The sequence below is a fragment of the Marinobacter caseinilyticus genome (assembly GCF_011074955.1).
GTDB classification, from domain to species: domain Bacteria; phylum Pseudomonadota; class Gammaproteobacteria; order Pseudomonadales; family Oleiphilaceae; genus Marinobacter; species Marinobacter caseinilyticus.
This window is the reverse complement of sequence record NZ_WUQJ01000020.1, coordinates 264,514-287,853: the sequence shown is the minus strand read 5'-3', so window position 1 is coordinate 287,853 and position 23,340 is coordinate 264,514. Positions and strand designations below refer to the sequence as shown.

Sequence of the window (23,340 nt, the reverse complement as noted above, 5' to 3'; positions counted from 1 at the left end):
CCTGAGCGACAACAGACCTAGCAACTACTGTCACGGATGAGGTCAAGCATTTCGCTGCCATACTGATCTGTGTAGATCTTGTAGGCGGGCTTGACGGCTTCCTGGAAGGGGGCCTTGTTGATGTCTGTTTCCACGGTCATGCCATTTTTGCGGAGCAGATCCACGCCTTCACTCTCAAGGCGTGATACTTCCTCACGGGTGGCAGCAGCGGACGCGTTGGCAGCCTCCAAGAACCAGCCCCGCTGTTCTTCGTTTAAGCCATCAAGCAAGATCGGAGAGGCGAGAACGGCCGCCGGTGAGTATACGTGTCCGGTCAGTGACAGATGGTCCTGCACTTCCCAGAATTTGGTAGCCACGATGACCGTAATGGGATTTTCCTGGCCATCGACTGTGCCTTGCTGCAAAGCGGTGAATACTTCAGGGAAGGCCATAGGGGTGGGATGCACGCCCATTTGCTGGAACGCTTCCATGTGCACTTTGTTTTCCATGGTACGTACTTTCAGGCCCTTGGCATCGGCCGGTGTCTTGATCGCTTGTTTGCTGTTGGTCATGTGCCGGAAGCCGTTTTCCGACCAGGCCAGGCCGACCAGGTTATGCTCCCCCATTTTGTCGAGAAGTTGCTGGCCAATGTCGCCATCCAGCACGCAGCGGGCCTGCTCGTAGTCCTTGAACAGGAATGGCAGATCCAGGACATAGCTTTCCGGCACAAAATTACCCAGTGGGCCAGTTGAAGTAATGACCACATCGACGGTCCCGATTTGCAGGCCTTCGATCATGGCGCGCTCCCCGCCGAGGGCGCCGGAGGGGTGCTCGGCTACCTTGAACTCCCCGTCACTGAGGCGCTCAAGGGTTTCTTTAAAGGCGTCAGCGCCGACCGAGTAATGCGAGGTGTCAGACAGCGTATGTCCCAGGTTGATCGTTTGTTCAGCTTGGGCGCTGGCTGAGAACATGGCAAAAGCGGCGGTGAGGCTGCCCATGGTCAAAGCGATTTTACGGCGTGCGAATATTGTTGTCATTGTTGTTCCCTCGATTTGCTGTAACACACTTGTGGATCCTCCTGACGGGTGGTCAGAGAGGTTTGGCGCGGTCGTCAAGGAAGGCCTCGACGATTTCTTGAAAACTGCCGTCACTTTTAAACCCCAGTTTCTCTGCACGCAGGGTTTTAAATCTTGAAGGCCAACTGGCAACAATGGCTTCAATTTTTGGGTCGGGCTCGTGGTGCACGCGAGCCAATGCTTCGTCACCTCCCAGTGTCTGAAGGTTAGCCAGCATTTCAGCAACACTGACAGTAATGCCTGGCAACATCAGACTGCGTCGTGTGCCAAAGGCCTGCCCTGATACCTCTGCCCCGTGTAACAGGGCCTCAATGACCTTACCGGGCGACATCACGAACAGCTCAAGATCCACGGGAACCGGGCACACTGCGTTTTCGCCGTTCAGGGGTTCCCGCAGGATGCTTGAGGCAAAGCTTGAGGCCGCGGCATTGGGGCGGCCAGGTCGGATGACGATGGTGGGCAGGCGCAGCACGCGACCATCCACTAAACCTCGTCGGCTGTAATCGCTGATTAAAAGTTCGCTCATAGCTTTTTGAGTGCCGTAGGAACTCTGAGGCGTGACGGCCGTGAGATCATCCAGTTCTGGCGGCAGCGCACCTCCGTAGGTGGCGACCGAACTGGCCATGACGAGGCGGGTGTCCGCCAGCCCTCTGCTGCGACAGCCCTCCAGCAGTGCCCTGGTCGCATCAAAGTTAACGGCCATGCCGAGGTCGAGATCGGCCTCAGCGGCCGAACTGACGACAGCGGCAAGGTGGAAGATCACATCGGGACGCTCATCCAGCGCAGTATCTAGAGCGCCCAGTGCGGTGATGTCAGTGGCGTAGGCGCCGACCGTAAATGGCACGTCAGACGGCACCTCAGGCTTGACCTGATCGACCAGAGTAAGACGGGAAAGTGGTCGGTCGTTCAGCGTACCGCGCTCGGTAAGCGCCTGGGTCAGGCGTTGGCCCAGGAAGCCGGCGGCACCGGTGATCAGGACATGCATGATAAATTCCTTATTGTTTTGTGTGTTCGTTGTGTTCGTTGTGTTCGTTGTGTTCGTACTGTCGTTAAAAAGAGTGCGTGCCCTCGCCAGCTCAGGGCGTCAGTCCATATCGGATGCCCCAGCCGAGCCCCGCCTGCGTGTCGCCAGCGGGGCGATATTCGCACCCCACCCAACCCCGGTAACCGAGCGCATCGAGTCGGGCCAGGATCGCCGGGTAGTTCAGCTCGCCATTGTCCGGTTCATGTCGGTTGGGGACACCGGCAATCTGTACGTGACCAATATTCGGAAACTGGGTTTCGAGGTTACGGATAAGGTCACCTTCGACGATCTGACAGTGATAGGCGTCGAACTGCACCCGGAGATTGTCGGCGCCGACCTGCGCCAGAACATCCCTGGCCTGGGCCTGGCGCTGGAGAAAAAACCCTGGCATGTCACGGCCATTGATAGGCTCAATGAGCAGTGTCTTGCCAATCTTGGCCAGTTCGCCGGTTGCGAAACGCAGGTTGCTCACATAGGTATTCAGATGAGCGCTGCGAACAGTGTCGTCGGCCCCAGGGGGCAGCAGGCCTGCCATCGCGTGCAGCTGTGAGCACCCGAGCACCTCGGCGTAATGAATTGCCTGGCTGACCGAATCGCGGAACTCCTGCTCTCGCCCCGGCAGACAGGTGAGTCCTCTGTCACCGGCCGCCCAGTCTCCCGGTGGCAAGTTGAACAGGACTTGAGTCAAATCGTTGGCGTCGAGCGCGGCGCGCAGTTCACTGGCGTCAAACTCATACGGAAAGAGGTACTCGACACCGTGAAATCCGGCCTTTGCAGCCGCTGCAAAACGGTCGAGAAAAGCATGCTCTGTGAACATCATGCTCAAATTGGCGGCCAGTCGAATCATCGTATGTCCTTTGCTGCGTTAAGTTTCAGTGTCAGTCGCGTGGAAAACGCGCCTCCAGTTCGGCGATTTGTTCCTCACTCAGACAGCGTGGGTTATGACCCCGCAGCAACATGAAGAGCTTGGCGGTTTCTTCCAGTTCCTCCGTGGCATAGACGGCAGCCTCCAGCGATTTGCCTGCCACGATGGGGCCGTGGTTGGCCAGCAGAACGGCGCTGTGTTCACCTGCCAGTCCCTTCACGGCATCGCCTAGGGAGGGATCGCCGGGAATGTGATAAGGCACCAGCGGCAGCTTGCCAACGCGCATCACATAATAGGCAGTCAGCGGAGGGATGCAGTTATGAGGATCAACCTCCGGGAGGCACGAAACCGCCACCGAGTGTGTCGAATGCAAGTGCACGATGGCGCCGGACTGCGGACGCTCCGAGTACATGGCCTGGTGCAAAAAACTTTCCTTGGTCGGCTTGTCGCCCGCCAGCAATTTGCCGTTACAATCCAGATGCGAGATGCGGGCAGGATCGAGTCGGCCCAGGCAGGCATTGGTGGGCGTCATCAGCCAGCCGCCGTCGTCAAGCCGTGTGCTGATATTGCCGCTCGACCCCATGGTCAGGCCACGATCAAACAATGACTTGCCGTAGAGCGCAATCTCTTCCCGCAGGGTGTTGATTTTGCTCATGACAGCACCTCGAAAGCCCGCGAGAAGAAGTCGACACCACCAAAATTGCCTGATTTGAGCGCCAGCGACAGAGGGGCCTTCCGGCCAGGTAAGTGAGTCTGGGTCCAGGGCACGCCGGGGTCGATCTGCCCACCGATGCGGAGTTCGCCAATGCCAAGTGCGGATACCACGGCACCAGAGGTTTCACCGCCTGCTACCAGTAATTTACCAACACCCTCAGCTACCAGTTCCCTCGCCAGTCGGGCTAACGCGCGTTCAACCCGCTCACCTGCGGCGGCGGCCCCCAGCTGTTCCTGAGCCCGTTTGACTTTGTCTGGCGAAGCCGAGGCATAAATCAGCACCGGATCCGCGCTGTTTAAACGTTCACGGGCAAACGCCAGCGCCTCATTGATCTGGTCATCGCTGTCGTTAAGCGCTACGGGGTCAAGGGCGAAACCCTCAAAGCGGGAAAGGAAGTGCTCGATCTGAGCCAGAGTCGCCCGGGAGCAGCTTCCGGAGAGTACCAAGGGTGCGCCGCTGGCTGGCGCCAGTTGGCCTGCGTTGTCCACATTTTCGAGCCAGCCGAGTCGACGGTATTGGGCAGGTAAGGTCTGACCAAGCCCGGAACCGCCGGTTACCAGAGCGGATCGAGCCAGTGTCGCCGCCAGTACCGTAAGATCTGTCTCGTCAAGCGTGTCACAAATCACGTGGCGTACGCCCTGTGATTCAAGTTTGTCGAGATGAGCCCGCGCGTGCTCGGGACCTGAGGCCAGGGTGGGGCGCGCGAGCAGGCCAACGGCGTGCGGTGTCTGGCGGGAGAGTGTGCGCACCAGATCAGCATCGGTCATCGGGTTGAGTGGGTGATGTTCCATGCCGCTGTCGTTGAGCAGCCGGTCGCCAACGAACAAGTGGCCCTGATAGACCGTCCGGCCATTAGCGGGAAACGCCGGCACCATCACAGTCTGCCGGGCACCAAGCTGTTCCAGTAAGGCATCCGCGACGGGGCCAATATTGCCGTTATCGGTGGAGTCAAAGGTTGAACAGTACTTGAAGAAAACCTGCCGCACGCTCTGGCTACGGAGCCAGTCCAGCGCCGCCAGGGAGTCATTGACCGCGTCTTGAGCCGGACATGAGCGTGACTTGAGCGCCACCACAACCGCATCAGTGTCTGCAAGATCCAGCGTTTTACGCGGGACCCCGATAACCTGCAGTGTGCGCATGCCGGCCCGTACCAGGTTGTTGGCCAGATCCGTGGCGCCGGTGAAATCATCAGCGATGGCGCCAAGCACAATAGCCATTATCCAGCCTCCTCATCGGCCGGGTCATTGGCTGCTGGCAACTCAATGCCTGACAGCCGTTGATACACTTTGATAACGGCGGAATCGTCTTCGCGCCCAAACCCGGCACCGCTCGCCGCAGTAAACTGCTGCAAGGCACTGGCGGCGACCGGCATTGCGAGAGTCAACTCACGACCGGTCTGGTGCACGATGTTCAGGTCTTTGACAAAAATGTCGACAGCGGACAGCGGGGTATAGTCGCCGCTGATGATGTGAGGAACGCGGTTCTCAAACATCCAGGAATTACCTGCCGAATGCGTAATCACCTCATACAGCGTCTCAGGGTTCAGTCCCATGCGTATTCCCAGGGCCATGGCTTCGGCGGCCGCAGCGATGTGAATGCCCGCCAGATGCTGGTTGACCAGTTTTACGCTGGAACCAACCCCTGGCGCATCGCCCAGCCGATAGACGGTGGCTGCCATGGCGTCCAATACCGCTTGACCTTTGGTGTAGGCTGACGGTTCGCCGGCGGACATTATTGATAGCTGTCCGGCGCCGGCCTTGACGGCACCACCGCTGACGGGCGCATCAAGCATTAGCAATCCGGCGTCTTTCAGGCGCCTGCCCAGAGTTTTGGCGTAACTGGGCGCGACCGTGGCGCACTGCATGATCAGGCTGCCCGGAGCCAATTTGGGGACCAGGCCTTCGGCGCCAAACAGCACCGATTCGACTTGATCAGCATTGACCACCAACAACACCACAATGTCGCATTTGTCGGCCAGTTCTGCGGGCGTTGCAACGCAGCGACCGCCGCGGGATGTGAACGTATCGCAGGCGTGGGCAGAAACATCGCAGCCTGTAACGGTCAGCCCGGCTTCGAGTATTGCGGTTGCGGAACCCAGGCCCATAGCGCCCAGTCCGACGACGCCGACGACTGGGTTATCGTGATTAGACACTCGTTGTACTCCTTATGGTGAAAGCGGGTTCCGCAGTTAAATAAAATCTGCAGTAGCGAAATGTTAGCGCTACCATTATTAATAGAATATTATCCAGCCTGAGGCAACCCCCTGAGGAAAATAAGTGTCTATGTCCAGCAGTAAAACCAAGCGACAGCGTAGAGGCGTCATGCAGCCGACCATTGCGGAAGTTGCGATCGAGGCCGGGGTTTCAGCGATCACGGTGTCGCGGGTGCTCAATTCTCCCGATGTGGTACGTCCCGCAACACGCGCCCGTGTGGAAGCAGCCATCGATAAGGTCGGTTACGTCCGCAATATGCTGGCGGGTAGCCTGGCCTCTGCCAGTTCGCGTTTCATTGCCGTCATCGTGCCGTCCCTTTCAAACATTGTATTCATCGAGGTGATCAACGGCCTGCAAAGCGAATTCGAACGCCAGGGCTACCAGATATTGCTGGCCAATACTGACTACGATCTTGATCGGGAGTGCCAGTTGGTCCGGACGTTTCTCGGTTGGTCGCCATCCGCCATGGTCGTGACGGGCTTGCGACATAACGAAGCCTGTCAGCGCATTCTTTCAGAGTGCGACAGTCCCATCGCTGAAATAATGGAGCTGGGTGACGCTATTGACCTGAATGTCGGGCTTGATCACCCGGAAGCGGGCCGCTGTATGGCCCGCTATCTGCTGGGAAAAGGTCATCGCAACATCGTCTACGTGGCGGCTCAGGTGGCCCGGGATTACCGCGCAGGGTTACGCTACGATGGACACCGGGAGGTGCTTGAGGCATCGGGTCAGGCGGCGCCGTTGCTCGATTTGGACCAGCTTGGGCAGTTTGAAACTGGGGCACGGGCACTCGACAGGGTGCTAGCCGATTACCCTGACGCCAGTGCGATCCATTTTGCCAATGACGATCTGGCCACCGGTGCACTCTTGCACGCACAGCGCCAGGGCATCTGCGTCCCGGAGACCATTGCGATTGCCGGATTTAATGGATTGCCGATCGGGCAGCACGTTACGCCGCGCCTGACCACGATCACGTCGCCCCGTTACCGGATTGGTCGTCTTGCCGCCGAGCAAGTTATTGCCCGCATCGAAGGTCGTGCACTGGCTAACAACCGGACGGATGTCGGTTTTGAGCTGACCATTGGTGAAAGCGCCTAGACGCCTGTGCAGAGGCGCGCTTAGGCAGGCAATCATTTAACACCGTTGTCTTTGCGGCCAAGCTTCCGAATCCAAGCCCCCGCCCGGGTCGACTGGTACCCGATGGCCCTATCGGGTAGATCAAACAACGCGTTCAACCACTTCGCTGACATCGCTTGTTTGCCGCAACGCTTTTTGGCCTCAGGTTGTGGTGGGAAGACTCAGGTCCCGAGTGGTACAGCCGTCGAGTGCTGAGACAGACCCCCTATACGAATGATGCGTTTCAGGGCAGCAAGAATACGCTCGATCAGAAATACCCACGCTGGCGGTTAGCTCAACAGTCAGCGCTCGGTTGTCGGGTCGCCTCCTGTACAGTGGGCATGGGGGCCCGCGATGTTCATTCGATCTCCACCAAAACCTCACCAGGCGTGACCCGGTCCCCCTTCTTGATATGCACCGCCGCCACTTTTCCTGAGGTTGAGGCTTTCACCTCGGTTTCCATTTTCATCGCCTCAATGACCAGCACCGGATCGCCTGCGGACACGTCATCGCCTTCCTGCACCAGCACATCGACAATGTTGCCGGGCATGGTGGTGGTCACGTGGCCCTCCTTGCTGACTTTGCTGCGCTGGCTGCCGCTGCTCGTGCCGTCCTTGGTGAAGCCACCGAGGGACTCCAGGGCGATTTCTTCCGGGACACCGTCCACGGTCATGTAGAAACGACGTTCGGTATCGCTGGTGGGACTCGCCCCGGTAACATGAATGTCGTAAGTCTCGCCGTGCACGGTGATCTTGAATTCGGTCGAAATGCTCTCCGCGGCTTTGCCCGTGGGGCGCGGCTCCAGAGGTTCAGGCTGCAAAGTGCCAGCCTGGCGCTGCTCAAGATACGTTTTGGCCTGGTCCGGGAACATGGCAAACGTCAGCACATCCTCCTCGCATTCCGCCAGCTCACCAATCTGATCTTTCAGCTTGTGGAATTCGTTAGTGAGCAGGTTGGCAGGGCGTTCATCAATCAGCTCTTCGTTGCCCACGGCGCGACGCTGCAGCTCCTGGTTTACGTCGCCGGGGGCCTTGCCGTACCAGCCCTGGAGGTATTTTTTAACCTCGTTGGTGATGGTGTCGTACCGCTTGCCGGACAGCACGTTGATGACCGCCTGGGTCCCGACAATCTGGGACGTGGGTGTCACCAGCGGTGGGTAGCCGAGATCTTCGCGAACTTTGGGGATCTCTGCGAACACGTCGCGAATTTTCTCCAGCGCACCTTGCTCCTTGAGCTGGTTGGCAAGGTTGGACATCATGCCACCGGGTACCTGCGAGAGCAGAACGGCGGTGTCGACACCGTTGTACTCACTCTCGAACTGGTGGTATTTCTTGCGCACTTCCCGGAAGTGCTGGGTGATCTGATCCAGCCGTTGCAGGTCCAGCCCGGTCTCATAACCGGCGTCGTGCAGGGCCGCCACCATCGACTCGGTGGGTGCGTGACTGGTGCCCCCGGCAAAGGCCGAGATTGCGGTATCAATGTGATCGACGCCGGCTTCGATGGCGGCCCAATGGCACATGGTCGCCATTCCGGAGGTGTAGTGGGTGTGCAGGAAAACCGGCAGTTTGAAGTGTTTCTTGAGTTCGCCAACCAGTTCCGCGGCCGCACTGGGGGTGAGCAAGCCGGCCATATCCTTGATGGCTATGCTGTCGATACCCATGTCCACCATGGCACGGGCCTGTGCAACAAAGCTCTCGGTGTTGTGTACCGGGCTGACCGTATAACACAGGGTGCCCTGGGCGTGTTTGCCGGCTTTCTTAACCGCCCGGATACTGGTTTCCAGGTTGCGGACGTCGTTGAGGGCATCAAAAATCCGGAACACGTCAATGCCGTTGTCAGCCGCTTTCTGACAGAAGGCTTCCACGACATCATCGGCATAGTGCCGATAACCCAGCAGGTTCTGCCCCCGCAGCAACATCTGCAGGCGCGTGTTGGGCAAGGCTTTTCTTAGTTGCCGCAGCCGTACCCAGGGGTCCTCCTTAAGAAACCGGACACAGGCATCAAAAGTGGCGCCGCCCCAGCATTCCAGAGACCAGTAGCCGGCTTGATCCAGCCACTCGCAGGCGGGCAGCATGTCTTCCGTGCGCATTCGAGTGGCAATCAGGGACTGGTGTGCATCGCGCAGGATTAGGTCGGTAATGTGAATTTTGCGTTTGGCCATAATGAGTCTCCCAATTCCCGGTTTACAGGCCGGCCTGAGCCGCGATAGCGACGGCAATGGCAGTGGCGATGGATTCCGGCCGTGACTTGGTGCTGTATTCAAGCAATTCCGGGTGGCTTTCGACAAAGCTGGTGTCGAACTGTCCGGCCCGGAATTCCGGGTGTTGCAGAATTCGTTGATAGTAAGGAATGGTGGTGCGCACGCCGTAGATTGCCATGTCGTTCAGGGCGCGGCGGGAGCGCTCCAGCAGTTCCTCCCAGTCCATGGCCCAGACAATCAGTTTGGCGCACATGGAGTCGTAGTAAGGAGGTATCTCATACCCGGTGTACATGGCCGCGTCGGTGCGCACGCCCGGCCCGCCTGCGGAATAGTACCGGCTGATGCGACCAAAGCTGGGTAAAAAACCGTTTTTGGGGTCCTCTGCGTTGATCCGGAACTGGGCCGCAAAGCCCCGGTAACTGATCTGATGCTGGGCATAACGCAGGGGCTCTCCGGCCGCAATGCGGATCTGCTCTTTGACGATGTCGACCCCGGTGATTTCTTCGGTGATGGTGTGCTCCACCTGCACCCGGGTGTTCATTTCCATGAAGTAGAAGTCGTCGTTGTTGTCGAGCAGGAACTCGACCGTACCAGCGTTCTCATAACCGCAGCCTTTGGCCACGCGCACCGCCAGCTCCCCGATGGTTTCACGCTGGGTTTCCGTCAGTTGCGGTGAAGGAGCCAGTTCGATGAGCTTCTGGTTACGGCGCTGAATGGAGCAGTCGCGCTCGTACAGATGAATGACGTTGCCGTGAGAGTCGGCCAACACCTGCACTTCTATGTGGCGCGGATTAACAATGCATTTTTCCAGAAATACTTCGGCGCTCCCGAAGGCTTTCGTGGCCTCGGAAATGACTCGCTCATAGTTCTGGCGCATGTCTTTTTCATGGTCGCAGCGCCGGATACCCCGGCCACCGCCGCCAGATGTCGCTTTCAGCATGACCGGGTAACCGATCTTGTCGGCCTGCAGCACTGCGTCTTCGACATCCTTGAGGTTGCGGTCGGTGCCTGGGGTGACGGGCACCTTGGCCTTAATGGCGGTGGTACGGGCCTCGGTTTTGTCCCCCATGGACTGGATAACCTCCGCCGAGGGCCCGATAAACTTGATGCCCCGCTTCTTGCATACCGCTGCCAGGGTGGCGTTTTCGGACAGAAAGCCGTAGCCGGGATGGAGCGCATCGCAGCCGGTCTCAACCGCCAGATTGACGATGTGGTGAGGGTTCAGGTAACCGGAGAGCGGGTCTTTGCTAATGCAGTAGGCCTCGTCGGCCTTTTTGACGTGCAGCGAGTACCGATCCGCCTCGGAGTAGATCGCAACCGCTTTGATGCCCATTTCCTGGCACGCCCGTGCGATACGGACTGCAATTTCGCCGCGGTTGGCGATGAGTACCTTCCTGATGGTCATACCAAAAACCTCCACCGTAAGTCAGGATAGGAAGCCGTTGTTTGAACCAGGGCTGTCATCAAGGACGTGAGAGCCCCAGGGGCTGAAACGGTTAGCGTTGGCGTGACAGCTACCTCGTATATCATCCTATAGTAAGAAAAGCCCGCGGCACAATCGTTCCAGCGCAGGCGTCAAAAAGTGCGCAGATCTTCGCGATTGACGACGGGTGTGATTGCCCGGCAGCGCGAACTTTGTGTCGCAGACGTCACCGGATGCCAAATCGGGTGACGAAGGCGCTCCGTTCACGCCACAATAGCAAAGCCAAACGATGCCACACGGGACACCGTGAATGACGACAATGGATCTCGACAACCCCGCTGCTATACACCGGATGGTGCAGATGTTTTACGCCCGCCTGCTGGACGACCCGGTGATGCGGCCAATCTTCGTGGAGGTCGCCGGTGTTCATCTCGCTGACCACCTGCCGCTGATCGAAGGGTATTGGTGCAAAATGCTGTTGGGCGAAGACACATACCACCGCAATATGGTGTACCACCACGAGCAACTGCACGACAAGGCGTCCCTGAGTGAGGAGCATTTCGAGCTTTGGTTCGAGCACTTCAATCAGACGCTGGACCTGTACTTTGATGGCCCTTACACCGAAAAGGCACGGGCACTGGCGCGCAAGATCCTGCACAACCTGGCCGAGTGGCTGGAAGAGCGGGAGCGTGGCGGTGATCGTTAAACCGGCCAGCGTGGATCGGCCCCAATACTGCCGGCCCTGGGCCGCATACGTTACTCGGGCAGCGTCGCGGGCGGCCGGACGGGTCTGGGTTGACGGGTGGTCAGCAGGAGGCCAAACAGGATCAGCAAGCCCCCGATGAGATGAAAAACGCTGAGCCGCTCGTTCAGGAACAGACCGGCCAACAGCGCGGCAAAAACCGGGTTCAGGTACATGAACATGGCCGCACGAGCAGGTCCGACCCAGTGCACACCATGATTCCAGAACGCATACGCCAGAAGGCCCGGGAATATCGCCACGAACAAGAGCGTGGGAGCCACGGATGGCGTCAGGTCAAAACCGCCGGAGAAGAACAACAGGTCCAGCAAATAGAAGGGCAGGATGACCAGCGCCCCCAGTGCAACCTGGACCGTCAGGAAGGCAATGGGTGTCAGCGGCACCGCCTGGCGCCGTAATAACACGGAGAACAGCCCCCAACTGGCTACTGCAGCCACCATGATCAGGTCGCCGGGCTGGAAATTCAGCGCGGTAAAGGTTCGCCAGTCACCTCGCCCCACCACCACCAGTACACCGGCAATCGCCAGGCCAATGCCGATCAACTGCACCGGCCGCATGCGATCACCCAGTATCAGCCAGGCCAACAGGGCCACCATGACCGGAATTGTGGAATTAACCAGGGTGATATTCAGCGCCGTGGTGGTTTGAGCCGAGAGGTAGAGCAGGGTATTGAATGCCCCGACGCTGAAAGTGGCCAGCGCCAGCATCGAGCGCCAGCGCTGCCGGACCAGCGGCCATTGGCGGCGAACCTGAGGTGCGCCAATCGGCAGCAGAATCGCCAGTGCCAGGACCCAGCGCCAGAATGACAGGGATAAGGGTGGGATGCTGTCCACCACGCCACGGGCGACCACGGCATTGCCCGCCCAGAACAGCGGCGTGAGTGTCAGGCCAAGGTAAGCCAGCCAAAGCGGGCGAGTGGTTTTGTCAGGCACGGACACTCCTTGGTAACGATCACCTGTCGCGCATTTGATGCGGGTCAAGATCCCCGAAAGAATCGCCGTCTAAAGTACAGTCGTTGAAGCGATTACTGTCGGGAGATTGATTATGTATATGGACGCGGTTGTGATTGCCGGTATCGGCACAGTGATTTTGATGTTGGCTTTCTTTGGCAGCGTGGGCTACTTCGTTTACAAAGACGCCCAGAAGCCCAAAAAAACTTACGGTAATATGACCGGCGCTCGCGTCACCAGTCCTGCCAAAGATCACAGGTTACTCTTCTCCGGGCGTTTCCGCCTTTAGACCAACGTGATACGCCGCAAAGCCGGCCATCACGACCTGATCCACCGCCATGCCGATGACACGACCGTCGGCATCGGCGCGCACGGGGATCTGCACATTGGTGATCGGGTCTGCGACGATCCCCAGGATCTGACCATCGACGATTTTGTCGCCCAAATCGACATCGCTGAACAATATGCCGCCCTGATCGACCCGTATCCAGTGGGAATCGTAATAGACCGGCTCCGGGTCCCCCCAGACGAAGAACCGGGACAGCATGTTTTGCTTTTCCATCAGACTGTGGATGCTGTTCACCCCGGCCTTGATCTGGTGCTCCTGAATCCGGAGCGATTCACCCGCTTCCATCGTGACCGTCACGATCCCGGCTTTCGTGGCGGCGGTTCGTAACATACCGGGCCCGCCGCTGCTGTGAACAATGGCCATGCCGTCGAAACCCCTTGTAAATTCCGCCACTTCGGGGTCGTTCATGTCCGCTCGCATTTGAGGCAGGTTGGTGCGCTTGAGGGACCCGGTGTGGACATCCACCAGCAGGGTGCAATGACGTATGACCTGCTCGAACAGCGAATGGGCAATGCGCCCTGCCAGGCTGCCGGCCGGATCGCCCGGAAAGTAGCGATTAAGGTCGCGCCGGTCCGCCAGATAACGGCTGCCCTGCTGAAAGCCCTGAACATTGACGATCGGGATGCCGACCACCGTGCCGGACAGCTTTTTCGGGTCCAGGTCGTACATTATCCGGCGGACAATTTCGATGCCGTTAAGCTCGTCACCGTGCACCGCGCCGGTCAGGCACAGGACCGGTCCGGGCTGCGCGCCATTGACCACCAGCACGGGCGTTGGTTGCGACAGCCCGGCAATTTGAATGCCGGGTGACCAGGCCAGGCGGGTCGACGTGCCGGGCATTACTTCGGCGTTCAGCAGAGTGAAATTCTCAGCGACGGGGGGAGGTATCACCGGCGCCGGCCGGGGGGTATCCGGCACTTTGGAGACGCTGGCGTCGGGCCTGATGGTGCCATGCCCGGGGCTTGAGGTAGGCGAGTCGGGCTCATCGAGGCGTTCCTCGGGTTGGTTTGTCTGGTTGGTTATTGGCGTCTCGCCGGCCGCAGGCGATGGCACCGGCTCTGGAGCGGAGGTCACTTCTTTTTTCAAATCCACATTGGGCGCAATGACTTTGCTACCGGATTCGCTGCCGGACGACCCGGTCGCCGTATTGGCGGCCTCTGGCGAGGCCTGCCCCTCCGCCGTATCAGTGACCGGGGGGGGTGGCGATGGGGACTTGGCTTCGTCCCCCGGCTCGTCTTCGGGCGCGTCTTTGACTCCGCCTTGAGGGTGCCTGGGCTCGGAGGTTTCTATGTCCTCTACGCTCTCGTCTTCCGACAGGCTGCTGACCATTGTCTTGTCTGAGTTTGCAGTGTCAGCCCATGTCAGCGGTGTTGACAGTGCCAGCAGGAGCGTGATGAGGGAGGCGAAAGGGAGCGCGTACAGCCGATTAAGCACCATGAACAGTCTCTGGGTCAGGCAATGAAGGAGGACAAGAAGTGATAACACACGTCGGGTAAGCATAAAGGACGTGATTGGCAGACGGAACCGACCTGACAGAGGTTTAATTCGGGTTTTCATGGTTCGTCGTCACCCCGTGGCGGTGTCGGGGGTGACATGCGTCGCCTGCCCACGCTGTGGTAGCGAGGGATGATTCGGGTGGGCCTGGGGCTTCCGGGACCAGTGCCACCGGTGCCGTGGCCGGCTCACGTTGACGGCGGCTGCACGAACGTCCACTGATCGCTTTGATTCAACGCCTTGCCATCCGCTTCCAGCTTGATCAGGTGCGCCAGCAAGGACCGGCTGGCAACCCCGTGGATAGCAACGGGAACATCGTCGTAGGCGTGTTTGGTGAGCGCCCTCAGCGTCGCAGGGCCATGGTCGCTCAGGGCGGTGATGACTTTCCGCTCCCGGGACAGGCGGTGAGTGGTGAGGAAATCAACGATGGCATGAGCGTGGGCCATCAAAAACCCATGGCCGGGGGCAATGTAGTCAATATCGTGTTGCAGCAAACGGTGCAGCGAGGCCAAATACGCCGTCATGTCGCCGTCCGGCGGATTAATCACCACGGTTGAGCCTTGCATGATGTGATCGCCGGAAAACAGTATCTTTTGCGACTCCAGCAGATAGCACAGGTGGTTGGAGGCGTGCCCCGGGGTGTGAATGACTCTTAATGTTCCGGCGCCGGTTGTGACGGTATCACCGTCCCTCAATGCCTTGCTGGCCTGGAATTCAAGGTCCTGGGTTGGCTCGTCAGGTGCGGCCATGCCCATCACGGCCGCGCCGGTGGCGGCGTGTAACGCTCGTGCACCGGGCGAGTGGTCACGGTGGGTATGGGTCACCAGCACCTGACGAATCCGGTGCCCGGTCAGGGCCAGAATGCGGGCAATGTGATCGGCATCGTCGGGGCCCGGATCGATCACCGTGACGTCATCGGCGCCGCCGAGAATATAGGTGTTGGTGCCGGGGCCGGTCATCATGCCGGGATTACCCGCGGTCAGGCGTTGCAGCTGGGGGCCGAGTAAGGTCGCCGTGCCCGGGACGATGGTCGCGCTGGCGTGGCCTTTTTGCTCCGGGTCCAGCTTGCGCACTTCGTGGTAGGCCGGCTCACCGGGCTCAATCATGCTGGCTTGGCGGTTTTTTTGGGCGGGCCAGGGTGTGTGTGGTATCACTTCGGCAGGTTGCCCATGGGCAAAGGCCATGACGGCGGCCGTGGTGTCAAAATCGCTCAGAATCCGCAACGTCCGCAGCGTCGGGGCAACCAACAGCCGGCGCCCCATGCGGTGGTCTTCCAGAGCGTCCGCGGGCGACAACCAGACGTGATCAATGGTCTCAACGCCGTCGTGGCTGACTTGCTGAGGCGGCGCCGCCGCCACGAAAAACCGGGTATCAAATCGGCTTGGTGGTCCGGGCGGTGTGACCCAGTGGCTCAGATAAGCCAGCCGGTCGAGCGGCAGCTTCAACCGTTGTTGCTGACACAGATCCGCCAGGGTCAGGGTGCCGTTATTCATATCGGCCCGCGCCTTACAGGTCGCTTCCGTGTGTTCTTGCAGCAGGCTGCCATCGGGTTTCAGTGCCAGCAGCACCCCGGCTTCTTCGAAGCATTCCCGGATGGCGGCAATCATGAACGGGGCACCACCGTCCGGCAGTCCCAGAGCAGCGCTGGCAGACCGGTCATCGTGGCCGTCGAGCCACTGCTGGCAGGCGTGATCACTGGCGTCGACGGCACCGCCCGGAAACACATAGAAACCGGGGAGAAAGGCCGCGTCCCAGGTCCGTTGCAACAGCAATACCTGGATACCCTCGTCGGTATCCCGTATCAGCGCCAGGGTGGCGGCGGGGCGAATTTCCATTACGTATGACCCAAATAAGTGGCATAGAGAAACCGGTCTACGATAGCGGAAAACCACCGTGGCTGTCTGCAGGTGAACCGGGATTGTGGATCGGGGTATCATGCCGCCTACTCTTCAACCCCTGTTTGCCAGGTACCCCGTTATGGCCCGTATCAAACTGTCGTTTCCCGATGACGTGTTCATCTTTGCCACCCACATGCCGGTGCGGATTACTGACATCAATGGCGCCAATCATCTTGGCAACGATGCCCTGATCTCCATGTTGTCCGAGGCGCGGGCGCAATTTCTGGTCAAGCACGGGATGGAGGAGTCGGATCAGGAGGGCACCGGCATCATCGTGACCGATCTGGCCACCATGTATCAGTCGGAGTCATTTTTCCCGGAAGTGCTGCGGTTTGAGGTGGGGTTGATGGATTTCAATAAGTACGGCGGCGATTTTGTCTTCCGGGTCAGTAAGGCCGACAGTGGTCAGCCGGTGGCGTTGGCCAAGTACGGGTTTGTCTTTTTCAACTACGTGCGCAAACAGGTTGTACCGGTACCGGAGGCGTTTCGGTTACGGTTTGGCTGAGACCAAAAGCTGGCGCATGCCGGTGCGGTAGAGGGAGTAAGCCATGACGCCCGCACACAGATTGCCCGCCAGTGCTCCGCTCATCAGACCACTGATGCCGCCCCATTGTGCGCCCACCCACAGGAAGGGCAGGAAGCAGAGGAACAACCGCAGCACGGAGATCAGCAACGCTCGCAAAGACAGCCCCAGGGCGTTGCAGACTGACACCATCAGCATACACAGACCCAGCCCGCTGTAGCTCAGGGGCACCCGAATCAGGTAGTCGTCCAGCACACTTTGTACCGCGTGATCACTGCTGAAGAGGTTTGACACTAGCCCCGACGCCGCCACCCAAATCAGACCCAGCGCCAGTTGCCAGAACACCACAAAGCGCACCGCAATGCGGATCAGCCGCTGGATGGTAGCAATATCCCCGGCGCCGAGGGCACGACCGATCATGGGCGGCAACGACATCGTCAACGCCAGCACCACCACAAGCGAGAAGAATTCCAGCCGGGTGCCCAGCCCCCAGGCTGCCACCGCCGCGGAACCAAAACCGGCCACCAACGCCGTGGCCAGCATCGCGGCCAGCGGGGGCATCAGTTGACTCACCATGGCCGGCGCCATGATGCCGGACAGTTGCTGGAGGGCCTTGGTCAATGCCAGTTGGCGCAGATCAAACCGCAGCCAGCAGCGTTTCAGCAGCCGGGGGTAAATCACCAGACAGCCCGCACCAAAGGCGGTCACAGTGGCCCAGCCGGCACCGGGCAAGCCCCACCCGAAGACAAAAATATAGAGCGGGTCGAGCGCGATGTTCGCCACGCTGGTGGCCACCATCATGTAGCCCGGCAGTTTGGTGTCCCCGTGTGAGCGACAGATGCTGTAGCCGAAATACAGCATGGCGCCGGTCCAGGCGGCCAGTAACCAGGGTGCCCAATAGCTTTGAATCATTGGCAGCAGGGTCTGGTCGGCACCCAGCAGGGTCATGATCTGGTCGCGGGTGAGCCACAGCGTCAAACACAGGGCCAGCACCATCAGTGCCCCCACGCCGACCACCAGCCCGCCCAGACGCTCGGCACGGACATCTTCACCGGCGCCCAGGGTGCGGGAAATGATCGCCGTGGTGGCGATGCCAAGACCGACCTGCAGCCCGATGATCAGCTGTTGCATGGGCAGGGTAAAACCCAGTGCCGCCAGCGGGTCACGCCCCAACTGACCGATAAAGGCGCTGTCGACCAGTTGAAAGGTCATCAACGACAGCACGCCAAACAGCATGGGCCAGGTCATGGCCGCCAGGTGACGGCCCAGAGAGGGCGTGTGAACAGCAGCATTAGTCACGGAGGATGAAGGGTCTCTGGGTGGCGATAAAGTGGCGAATCAGGGTAGCGAAGAGAGCGCGTGGGTGTCCGGTTCAGCCGAAAGCATTCGGTTTCGGCGCGTGCATCGGCGTGAGTGTTCAACGACACAGTCACGCGGATTCGTGGCTGCCTCGGCCGGAACGTTAAGTGAGCCGCCAACCGCTTGCGGAAGCACCGTCAAGCGGTGGGGTCGGCTCTGGTTCCTTTACAACGCCTTCAGGGCCGACTCGTAGTCTGGCTCATCTTTGATTTCGCCGACCAGTTGGCTGTGGATCACCTTGTTGTTTTCATCCAACACCACCACGGCACGGGCGCAGAGTCCGGCCAGGGGGCCATCCTGAATCCCAACGCCGTAATCCTGCTGGAAACTGTAGTTACGGAAAGTGGATAGGGGCACCACATCCTTCAGACCCTCGGCACCGCAAAAGCGGCCGGCGGCAAAGGGCAGGTCGGCGGAGACGACGAGAACCACGGTGTTGTCCAGGCTGCCAGCTTTTTCATTGAACTTACGGGTCGAGGCGGCGCAGACACCGGTATCGATGCTGGGAATGATGTTCAGAATTTTGCGCTTACCGGCGTAGGCATCGAGGCCAGTCTCTTCCAGGCCTTGATTGGTCAGCGTAAAGGCGGGCGCCGAATCGCCGACAGAAGGAAACGTGCCGCTGATTTGCAGCGGGGTACCGTCCAGTGTGACTGTGCTCATCAGAAACTCCAGTTTGTGTCAGGAATGGAAAACATTACACCGATTACCATACTCCTGTTTAGTCGATTTTGGATGACTCGTCACGTCGCCAATGGCTTCAGGGGTGATGGCATCGGTCTCCGACACGGAACACGGACGCGTCTGGCTTTTGCGTTTCGTGTGGTGAATCGGTGAATCAACGGCATGACGTGGAGGGCTCTGGTCGGTGTTGCCAGCCCTTGATGAAGGGTCTTCAGTCGCTTGCCACCGGGCATCGCATTCAAGACGCTCAATGGTTCAGTGGCTTAATCACTCAACCGGACGAGACACTCGGTTCAGCGGTCCCAAAACCGCGGGCGGGAAAGCGCTGTACCAGCGCCAGGTAGGCGATCAGTGCGGCAATGCCACAGCTGGCAATGGTCAACGCCATGACCAGGGAGGTGCCGGTATGAAGGTGGCCGACCAGCATGCCGATGGCCGCCGCCACCGCCATCTGCACGCAGCCGAACAACGCGGACGCGGACCCGGCCATGGTGGGAAAATTAGCGAGCGCGCCGGCCATGGTCTGTGGCAACACCATACCCACTCCGATCATGAACACAGCCTGGGGCAACATCACGGCGGCAACGGAAAAGTGTTTTTCCCACGCCAGCAGCGCCATCAGGGTGCCGCCCACCGTGGCGATCATCAGACCCCGCAACAATATCTGGTCGGGCAGCAATCGCCGTCCGAGGCGCATCGCGGTCAGATTGCCAAGAATGTAGCCGGCCACGATGCTGGCGAAGTAAAAGCCAAAGTGTTCGGCTTTCACGCCCAAAAAATCAATCAGCACGAAAGACGATCCGGACAGGAAGGCAAACAAGCCACCAAACACCAGGGAATTGGTCAGGGTGTAACCAACAAAGCTGGGGTCCAGGGCAATGCTGCGATAATTGCGCAGCAGGTGTCCTGGCCGGAGGCTTTGGCGGTGGGCGGGAGCCAGTGGCTCGGGGATGCCGAAGGCGATGACCAGCGCCATCACCAGCGAATAAATCCCCAGCGCCAGGAAAATCGATGACCAGCCAAAACCGCCGAGCAGCAGGCCACCCAGGGTCGGGGCCACGGCCGGCGCCAGGGCCATAATGCTGGCCAGCAGCGCCATGATACGGGCGGCTTCTCGGGGGGTATAAATGTCTCGTATGGCCGCACGCCCGAGAACCGGGCCGGCGGAGCCACCCAGCGCCTGCAAAAACCGGCACAACAACAACGTATCGATACTGGTGGCAAGGGCGCAGCCCAGGCTGGCCAAAGCGAACAGAATGAATCCGCCAATCATGATGGGCTTGCGGCCAAACCGGTCCGCCAGTGGGCCACACACCAGTTGTGCGATCGCAAACCCGGCCATGTAGATGCTCAGGGTGAGTTGAATCTGATCGGTGCCGGCGTTCAGGTTCGCGCCCATGGACGGCAGTGCGGGCAGGTACATGTCCGTGGCCAGTGGTCCCAGGGCTACGGCGGCGGCAAGCAAAATGGTGGTCCAGATACTGGTGAGTACGAGCACGGTTGTCCGAAGAGTGATGAATTCAGCCGACAGTCTACTCGCCCAGACCCCTGCAATAACGGCCGCGCCTTTCATACAACCTATGACAATAAGTGATGAATCAGTCCGTCAGGTGCCGGGCGACCGCGACCAGCTGTTGCCGCAGCCAGCGGTGGGCGGAATCGTCCTGATTGCGCTGGTGCCACAGCATGAGCAGTGTGAAGGGCTTGATCGTGAAGGGCAGGGGCGCCTGGGCAAACTCTTTCAGTAAGTGCTCACTCATGCGGCGGGGCGCGGTCGCCAATAGGTTTGTGCCTTTCAGGAATCCCGGCAGACCGGAAAAATTGGAAACGGTCACGGCAATATCCCGAGCCAGGCCCTGGGCCTGCAACGCACCTTCCAGCGCCATTCGCTCACCGGTCGCAAACAGAATGCCGATGTGCTGGCTGTGCAGGTAATCCGCCAGATTGGCGGGTGCCTGCCGTTTGTGCGGGTCGTAAAATACCGTCATTTGATCGGTCAGCAATCCCCGTTGCATGACATCGCCAACGGCGGGCGGGTGCGGTGAGATGATCAGATCGCAGATGTCCTGCCGCAGCATGTCGGCACTGGGAATGCCCGACGGCATCACCTGCAGACGGATGCCGGGCGCGGTTTCCCGTAGGGTGTGCATCAGCGGGGGTAACAGCAGGTCGCGCTGGTAATCGTTGGCGGCGATCGTGAAGGTGAATTCCGCCTGGGCCGGGGAGAACGGCGGGCCGACCGATAGGGCGCGCAGGTCATCCACCAGTTGGCGCACGTGCGGCACGGTTTGCAAAGTGTAGCGGGTAGGCGTGATGCCGCGGCCCGACTTTACGTACAGCGGATCCCCCAGCGCCTGGCGAAGGCGGTCCAGAGTATGACTGACGGCCGATTGGCTGACCCCCAGCCGTACCGCTGCGCGGGAAACGCTGCCGGTGTCATGGACGGCAATCAACACCGAGAGTGCCCGGACATCGAGGTTGTATTCATCAATTGTATTCATGCTTTCCAGTGTAGGGCGTAGAGCTCGTTCGGGCCAGAGTGCAGTCGGCAACGGTGCGAATTTTATACTGAGGCACTGGCCGTAAATCGCCGGCAGCACGACACAGGGCGTGCGAATTCGGTACAGTGACGGCATGATCCGTTCAGGATTCGCACCCCCGGTGAACCATGGCCCCGGCGATGTTCGCGGCTTTGAGTCGGGCGGGCCGTGTCACGACCGCCTTTGCCAGCGCCGGTGAGTGGTCCAACTAGCAGGAGAGTGTGCAAGATGACGATTTATCTGGCCTTTGATGTGTACGGCACTTTGGTGGACCCGCAGGGCATGGCCGAGCAGTTGCAGACGGATGTCGGCGATGCGGCGCCGCAGGTAAGCCAGTTGTGGCGCCAGAAACAACTGGAGTTCTCATTCCGGCGTGGCCTGATGCGCGTATACGAGGAGTTCGGGGTCTGCACCCGTCAGGCCTTGCAGACCGCGATGAAGAGCTACGGCTTTGCCCTCAGTAAAAAGCGCGAAGACGAGTTGATGACGGCGTATCTGTCGTTGCCGGCGTTCCCCGACGCCGAGCCGGTATTGGAAGAGCTGGGGCGCCACCACCCGCAGTTCGCATTTTCCAACGGTACCCATGCCGCGCTCAAGAAAGTGCTGGGCCACAACCGTCTGTTGGAGCACTTGGATGGCCTGGTGTCGGTGGACGATATCAAAAGCTTCAAACCGGACCCGGCCGTATATACCCATGCCCGCCGAGCCACCGGCGCCCTGGATCAGCCGCTGTGCCTGGTGTCGAGCAATGGCTGGGACGTCATCGGCGCCCGTGCCGCCGGGCTGATGGCGATCTGGGTTCAGCGCGACCCGGCCACGGTGTTTGAAGACTGGGGCTTCCAGCCTTCGGCCGTGATACCGGATCTGTATGGCCTGTCGGATGCGCTGTCGGAGCTGGCGGTAACCCGGTAACGGCTCAGTCAGAGCGCTCAGCGAGCCAGTCCGCCAACGCCAGCCAGCTGCTTCGTGGCGCCTTGCTGCCGGCCAGGATGCCCATGTGCCCGCCGGGAATGACTCGAAAGGTCTTGTCCGTGGAGGCGACATGATCCATCACCCGCTCAGCCGCCGCCGGTGTGACCAGAGTGTCGTTCTGGCCGGCGATGGCCAGCAGATTGGCATTGACGTTTTCCAGGCGGGCCAAGTCGTCACCGATCTGGATCTGGCCGTCGGAAAGCTGGTTGTCGATCCAGACCCGGACCACCGTGTCCTGAACAACCCCGCCCGGATACGCCACCATGCGGTCCAGAAACGCCGAGGTGGAGGCATGGTTGGCAATGAATTCACGGTCGCCCAGACGCACCACCACCTCCCAGTAACCCATCACGCTGCCAATCGGATTGGTTAGCTTGAAACCCAGGGTGTTGGCCCAGCCGGGGCTGTGAAACCAGTGCGGTTTGAGGTCGTGAAGGTGAAACCCGGTGCGTTTGCGTACCGCCTCCGCCGCCGCGCTGAACTTCTGTGTCATCAATCCCATCAGGCCGGAGGCGTGGCTGTCGATCGGCGATCCGAGCACAATCGCATTGCGGATATGCTGGTCCTGGCTCAAGGCTGCGTAAAACAGAGTGAACATGCCGCCCATGCTCCAGCCGTGCAGTGACAATGCCTGTTCACCGCTGTGTTCGCGCACGTGGTTCAGGTATTCGGGTAACAACTCAGCCACGTAAGTGTGCAGGTTGTAGTGACTGTGCGCACGAGTCGGCACCCCCCAGTTGATCAGGTAGACTTCAAACCCTCGCGCGCGCAGGTAGCGAACCAGGCTGCGCTGCGGCAGCAGGTCGTAAATCAGCATGTTAACCGCCAGCGGTGGCACGATCACAATTGGGGTCCGGTGCCGGGCTGGCGCGACCGGAATGGTCATCCCGTCCAGTTCGATGGTGTCGTCGGTCAGCGGCGGATAATACCGCAAACTGACCAGGCCGTTGTCGTGCAGCGTTTCAAAGGGTGTCTGGCCGGCCTGAACCAGGCTGGTTGCCCGAAAGAGGCGGTCAAAGGCGTTGCCCGCATACCGGGCGGAGTGACGGCTGAGTGCAGCGGCTTTGTTAACAGCGGATGGAATCAGTCGTTTCATTGAGCGCTCGGGTTGATGGGTGAAAAGTGTTGGATAAAGTCAGTAGTGGCCCCTTTGCGCACCGTCCGGCACAGGGGCGTGTCGGCCAGTATACGGTCTGAAGA

General features: G+C 59.8%; 21 protein-coding genes. 5 read left to right on the top strand and 16 right to left on the bottom strand.

Annotation, left to right across the window (positions count from 1 at the left end; genetic code table 11):
* Window positions 1–17: 17 nt before the first annotated feature.
* The 6 genes from GRX64_RS10660 to ltnD form a co-directional block, all read right to left on the bottom strand.
* On the bottom strand, window positions 18–1,016 hold the full coding sequence (locus GRX64_RS10660) for a TRAP transporter substrate-binding protein (RefSeq protein ID WP_166266952.1): 999 nt from the start codon (window positions 1,014–1,016) through the stop codon (window positions 18–20).
* Window positions 1,017–1,068: 52 nt separating this feature from the next.
* Window positions 1,069–2,040 carry a D-erythronate dehydrogenase gene (denD, locus tag GRX64_RS10655; protein WP_166266950.1) on the bottom strand — a complete coding sequence of 324 codons (972 nt, stop codon included), beginning with the start codon at window positions 2,038–2,040 and terminating at the stop codon, window positions 1,069–1,071.
* Between the two features lie 91 nt (window positions 2,041–2,131).
* Window positions 2,132–2,926 carry a 2-oxo-tetronate isomerase gene (gene otnI / locus GRX64_RS10650; protein WP_166266948.1) on the bottom strand — a complete coding sequence of 265 codons (795 nt, stop codon included), beginning with the start codon at window positions 2,924–2,926 and terminating at the stop codon, window positions 2,132–2,134.
* Window positions 2,927–2,957: 31 nt separating this feature from the next.
* On the bottom strand, window positions 2,958–3,599 hold the full coding sequence (gene otnC / locus GRX64_RS10645) for a 3-oxo-tetronate 4-phosphate decarboxylase (protein WP_166266946.1): 642 nt from the start codon (window positions 3,597–3,599) through the stop codon (window positions 2,958–2,960).
* A complete protein-coding gene (otnK, locus tag GRX64_RS10640) occupies window positions 3,596–4,876 on the bottom strand; it encodes a 3-oxo-tetronate kinase (RefSeq protein ID WP_166266944.1) in 1,281 nt (426 codons plus the stop codon). Before otnK ends, otnC begins: the two co-directional genes overlap by 4 nt.
* Window positions 4,876–5,811 carry an L-threonate dehydrogenase gene (gene ltnD / locus GRX64_RS10635; RefSeq protein WP_207308774.1) on the bottom strand — a complete coding sequence of 312 codons (936 nt, stop codon included), beginning with the start codon at window positions 5,809–5,811 and terminating at the stop codon, window positions 4,876–4,878. Before ltnD ends, otnK begins: the two co-directional genes overlap by 1 nt.
* Before the next feature lie 130 nt (window positions 5,812–5,941).
* Here ltnD and GRX64_RS10630 point away from each other — a divergent pair, with 130 nt between their 5' ends.
* The gene (locus tag GRX64_RS10630) at window positions 5,942–6,970 is read left to right on the top strand and encodes a LacI family DNA-binding transcriptional regulator (protein WP_166266942.1); all 1,029 of its coding nucleotides are present in this window, start codon (window positions 5,942–5,944) and stop codon (window positions 6,968–6,970) included.
* A 376-nt stretch (window positions 6,971–7,346) separates the two neighbouring features.
* Here GRX64_RS10630 and oadA read toward each other — a convergent pair whose 3' ends face one another.
* Together oadA and GRX64_RS10620 are read right to left on the bottom strand one after the other, a co-directional pair.
* On the bottom strand, window positions 7,347–9,149 hold the full coding sequence (oadA, locus tag GRX64_RS10625; protein WP_166266940.1) for a sodium-extruding oxaloacetate decarboxylase subunit alpha: 1,803 nt from the start codon (window positions 9,147–9,149) through the stop codon (window positions 7,347–7,349).
* A gap of 22 nt (window positions 9,150–9,171) precedes the next feature.
* Complete coding sequence (locus tag GRX64_RS10620; RefSeq protein WP_166266938.1) at window positions 9,172–10,593, bottom strand: acetyl-CoA carboxylase biotin carboxylase subunit; 1,422 nt, start codon at window positions 10,591–10,593, stop codon at window positions 9,172–9,174.
* Window positions 10,594–10,921: 328 nt separating this feature from the next.
* Between GRX64_RS10620 and GRX64_RS10615 the strand changes: the two genes are divergently transcribed.
* Entirely contained in the window at window positions 10,922–11,317 is a 396-nt protein-coding gene (locus GRX64_RS10615; RefSeq protein ID WP_166266936.1) for a group III truncated hemoglobin, read from the top strand.
* 50 nt (window positions 11,318–11,367) lie between these two features.
* Here the strand turns inward: GRX64_RS10615 and GRX64_RS10610 are convergent, their stop codons facing one another.
* Window positions 11,368–12,303, bottom strand: coding sequence for a DMT family transporter (locus GRX64_RS10610; RefSeq protein WP_166266934.1), 936 nt, complete (start codon window positions 12,301–12,303; stop codon window positions 11,368–11,370).
* A 112-nt stretch (window positions 12,304–12,415) separates the two neighbouring features.
* On the opposite strand from GRX64_RS10610, the gene ccoM reads away from it, so the two are divergent.
* Window positions 12,416–12,610, top strand: a complete 195-nt coding sequence (gene ccoM / locus GRX64_RS19785) for a cytochrome c oxidase subunit CcoM (RefSeq protein ID WP_166266524.1) — start codon at window positions 12,416–12,418, stop codon at window positions 12,608–12,610.
* Here ccoM and GRX64_RS10600 read toward each other — a convergent pair.
* Complete coding sequence (locus tag GRX64_RS10600; RefSeq protein WP_166266932.1) at window positions 12,581–14,107, bottom strand: succinylglutamate desuccinylase/aspartoacylase family protein; 1,527 nt, start codon at window positions 14,105–14,107, stop codon at window positions 12,581–12,583. The genes ccoM and GRX64_RS10600 overlap by 30 nt on opposite strands.
* A 245-nt stretch (window positions 14,108–14,352) precedes the next feature.
* Window positions 14,353–15,999 carry an MBL fold metallo-hydrolase gene (locus GRX64_RS10595; RefSeq protein ID WP_166266931.1) on the bottom strand — a complete coding sequence of 549 codons (1,647 nt, stop codon included), beginning with the start codon at window positions 15,997–15,999 and terminating at the stop codon, window positions 14,353–14,355.
* Between the two features lie 142 nt (window positions 16,000–16,141).
* On the opposite strand from GRX64_RS10595, the gene GRX64_RS10590 reads away from it, so the two are divergent.
* On the top strand, window positions 16,142–16,567 hold the full coding sequence (locus GRX64_RS10590; protein ID WP_166266929.1) for a thioesterase family protein: 426 nt from the start codon (window positions 16,142–16,144) through the stop codon (window positions 16,565–16,567).
* Here the strand turns inward: GRX64_RS10590 and GRX64_RS10585 are convergent.
* The 4 genes from GRX64_RS10585 to GRX64_RS10570 form a co-directional block, all read right to left on the bottom strand.
* Window positions 16,553–17,833 carry an MATE family efflux transporter gene (locus tag GRX64_RS10585; protein WP_166267105.1) on the bottom strand — a complete coding sequence of 427 codons (1,281 nt, stop codon included), beginning with the start codon at window positions 17,831–17,833 and terminating at the stop codon, window positions 16,553–16,555. The genes GRX64_RS10590 and GRX64_RS10585 overlap by 15 nt on opposite strands.
* Before the next feature lie 276 nt (window positions 17,834–18,109).
* On the bottom strand, window positions 18,110–18,607 hold the full coding sequence (gene tpx, locus GRX64_RS10580) for a thiol peroxidase (protein WP_166266927.1): 498 nt from the start codon (window positions 18,605–18,607) through the stop codon (window positions 18,110–18,112).
* A gap of 292 nt (window positions 18,608–18,899) precedes the next feature.
* Window positions 18,900–20,126, bottom strand: coding sequence for a multidrug effflux MFS transporter (locus GRX64_RS10575; RefSeq protein ID WP_166266925.1), 1,227 nt, complete (start codon window positions 20,124–20,126; stop codon window positions 18,900–18,902).
* A 100-nt stretch (window positions 20,127–20,226) separates the two neighbouring features.
* Window positions 20,227–21,129 (bottom strand): LysR family transcriptional regulator, encoded by a 903-nt coding sequence (locus GRX64_RS10570; RefSeq protein WP_166266923.1) that lies wholly within the window; start codon window positions 21,127–21,129, stop codon window positions 20,227–20,229.
* Window positions 21,130–21,396: 267 nt separating this feature from the next.
* Between GRX64_RS10570 and GRX64_RS10565 the strand changes: the two genes are divergently transcribed.
* A complete protein-coding gene (locus GRX64_RS10565; RefSeq protein ID WP_166266921.1) occupies window positions 21,397–22,080 on the top strand; it encodes a haloacid dehalogenase type II in 684 nt (227 codons plus the stop codon).
* 4 nt (window positions 22,081–22,084) lie between these two features.
* On the opposite strand, the gene GRX64_RS10560 is transcribed toward GRX64_RS10565, so the two are convergent.
* Window positions 22,085–23,236: an alpha/beta fold hydrolase gene (locus tag GRX64_RS10560; protein WP_166266919.1), complete on the bottom strand. Its 1,152-nt coding sequence runs from the start codon at window positions 23,234–23,236 to the stop codon at window positions 22,085–22,087.
* Between the last annotated feature and the right edge of the window lie 104 nt (window positions 23,237–23,340).

Bases quoted from the DNA above. Each gene is read 5' to 3' on its own strand.
- GRX64_RS10565 (WP_166266921.1), top strand. From the start codon at position 21,397: ATGACGATTTATCTGGCCTTTGATGTGTACGGCACTTTGGTGGACCCG.
- GRX64_RS10660 (WP_166266952.1), bottom strand. From the start codon at position 1,016: ATGACAACAATATTCGCACGCCGTAAAATCGCTTTGACCATGGGCAGC.
- otnI (WP_166266948.1), bottom strand. From the start codon at position 2,926: ATGATTCGACTGGCCGCCAATTTGAGCATGATGTTCACAGAGCATGCT.
- GRX64_RS10620 (WP_166266938.1), bottom strand. From the start codon at position 10,593: ATGACCATCAGGAAGGTACTCATCGCCAACCGCGGCGAAATTGCAGTC.
- oadA (WP_166266940.1), bottom strand. From the start codon at position 9,149: ATGGCCAAACGCAAAATTCACATTACCGACCTAATCCTGCGCGATGCA.
- GRX64_RS10570 (WP_166266923.1), bottom strand. From the start codon at position 21,129: ATGAATACAATTGATGAATACAACCTCGATGTCCGGGCACTCTCGGTG.
- tpx (WP_166266927.1), bottom strand. From the start codon at position 18,607: ATGAGCACAGTCACACTGGACGGTACCCCGCTGCAAATCAGCGGCACG.
- GRX64_RS10560 (WP_166266919.1), bottom strand. From the start codon at position 23,236: ATGAAACGACTGATTCCATCCGCTGTTAACAAAGCCGCTGCACTCAGC.
- GRX64_RS10590 (WP_166266929.1), top strand. From the start codon at position 16,142: ATGGCCCGTATCAAACTGTCGTTTCCCGATGACGTGTTCATCTTTGCC.
- otnK (WP_166266944.1), bottom strand. From the start codon at position 4,876: ATGGCTATTGTGCTTGGCGCCATCGCTGATGATTTCACCGGCGCCACG.
- ccoM (WP_166266524.1), top strand. From the start codon at position 12,416: ATGTATATGGACGCGGTTGTGATTGCCGGTATCGGCACAGTGATTTTG.
- GRX64_RS10615 (WP_166266936.1), top strand. From the start codon at position 10,922: ATGACGACAATGGATCTCGACAACCCCGCTGCTATACACCGGATGGTG.
- GRX64_RS10630 (WP_166266942.1), top strand. From the start codon at position 5,942: ATGTCCAGCAGTAAAACCAAGCGACAGCGTAGAGGCGTCATGCAGCCG.
- GRX64_RS10585 (WP_166267105.1), bottom strand. From the start codon at position 17,833: ATGACCTGGCCCATGCTGTTTGGCGTGCTGTCGTTGATGACCTTTCAA.
- denD (WP_166266950.1), bottom strand. From the start codon at position 2,040: ATGCATGTCCTGATCACCGGTGCCGCCGGCTTCCTGGGCCAACGCCTG.
- otnC (WP_166266946.1), bottom strand. From the start codon at position 3,599: ATGAGCAAAATCAACACCCTGCGGGAAGAGATTGCGCTCTACGGCAAG.
- GRX64_RS10600 (WP_166266932.1), bottom strand. From the start codon at position 14,107: ATGGTGCTTAATCGGCTGTACGCGCTCCCTTTCGCCTCCCTCATCACG.
- GRX64_RS10595 (WP_166266931.1), bottom strand. From the start codon at position 15,999: ATGGAAATTCGCCCCGCCGCCACCCTGGCGCTGATACGGGATACCGAC.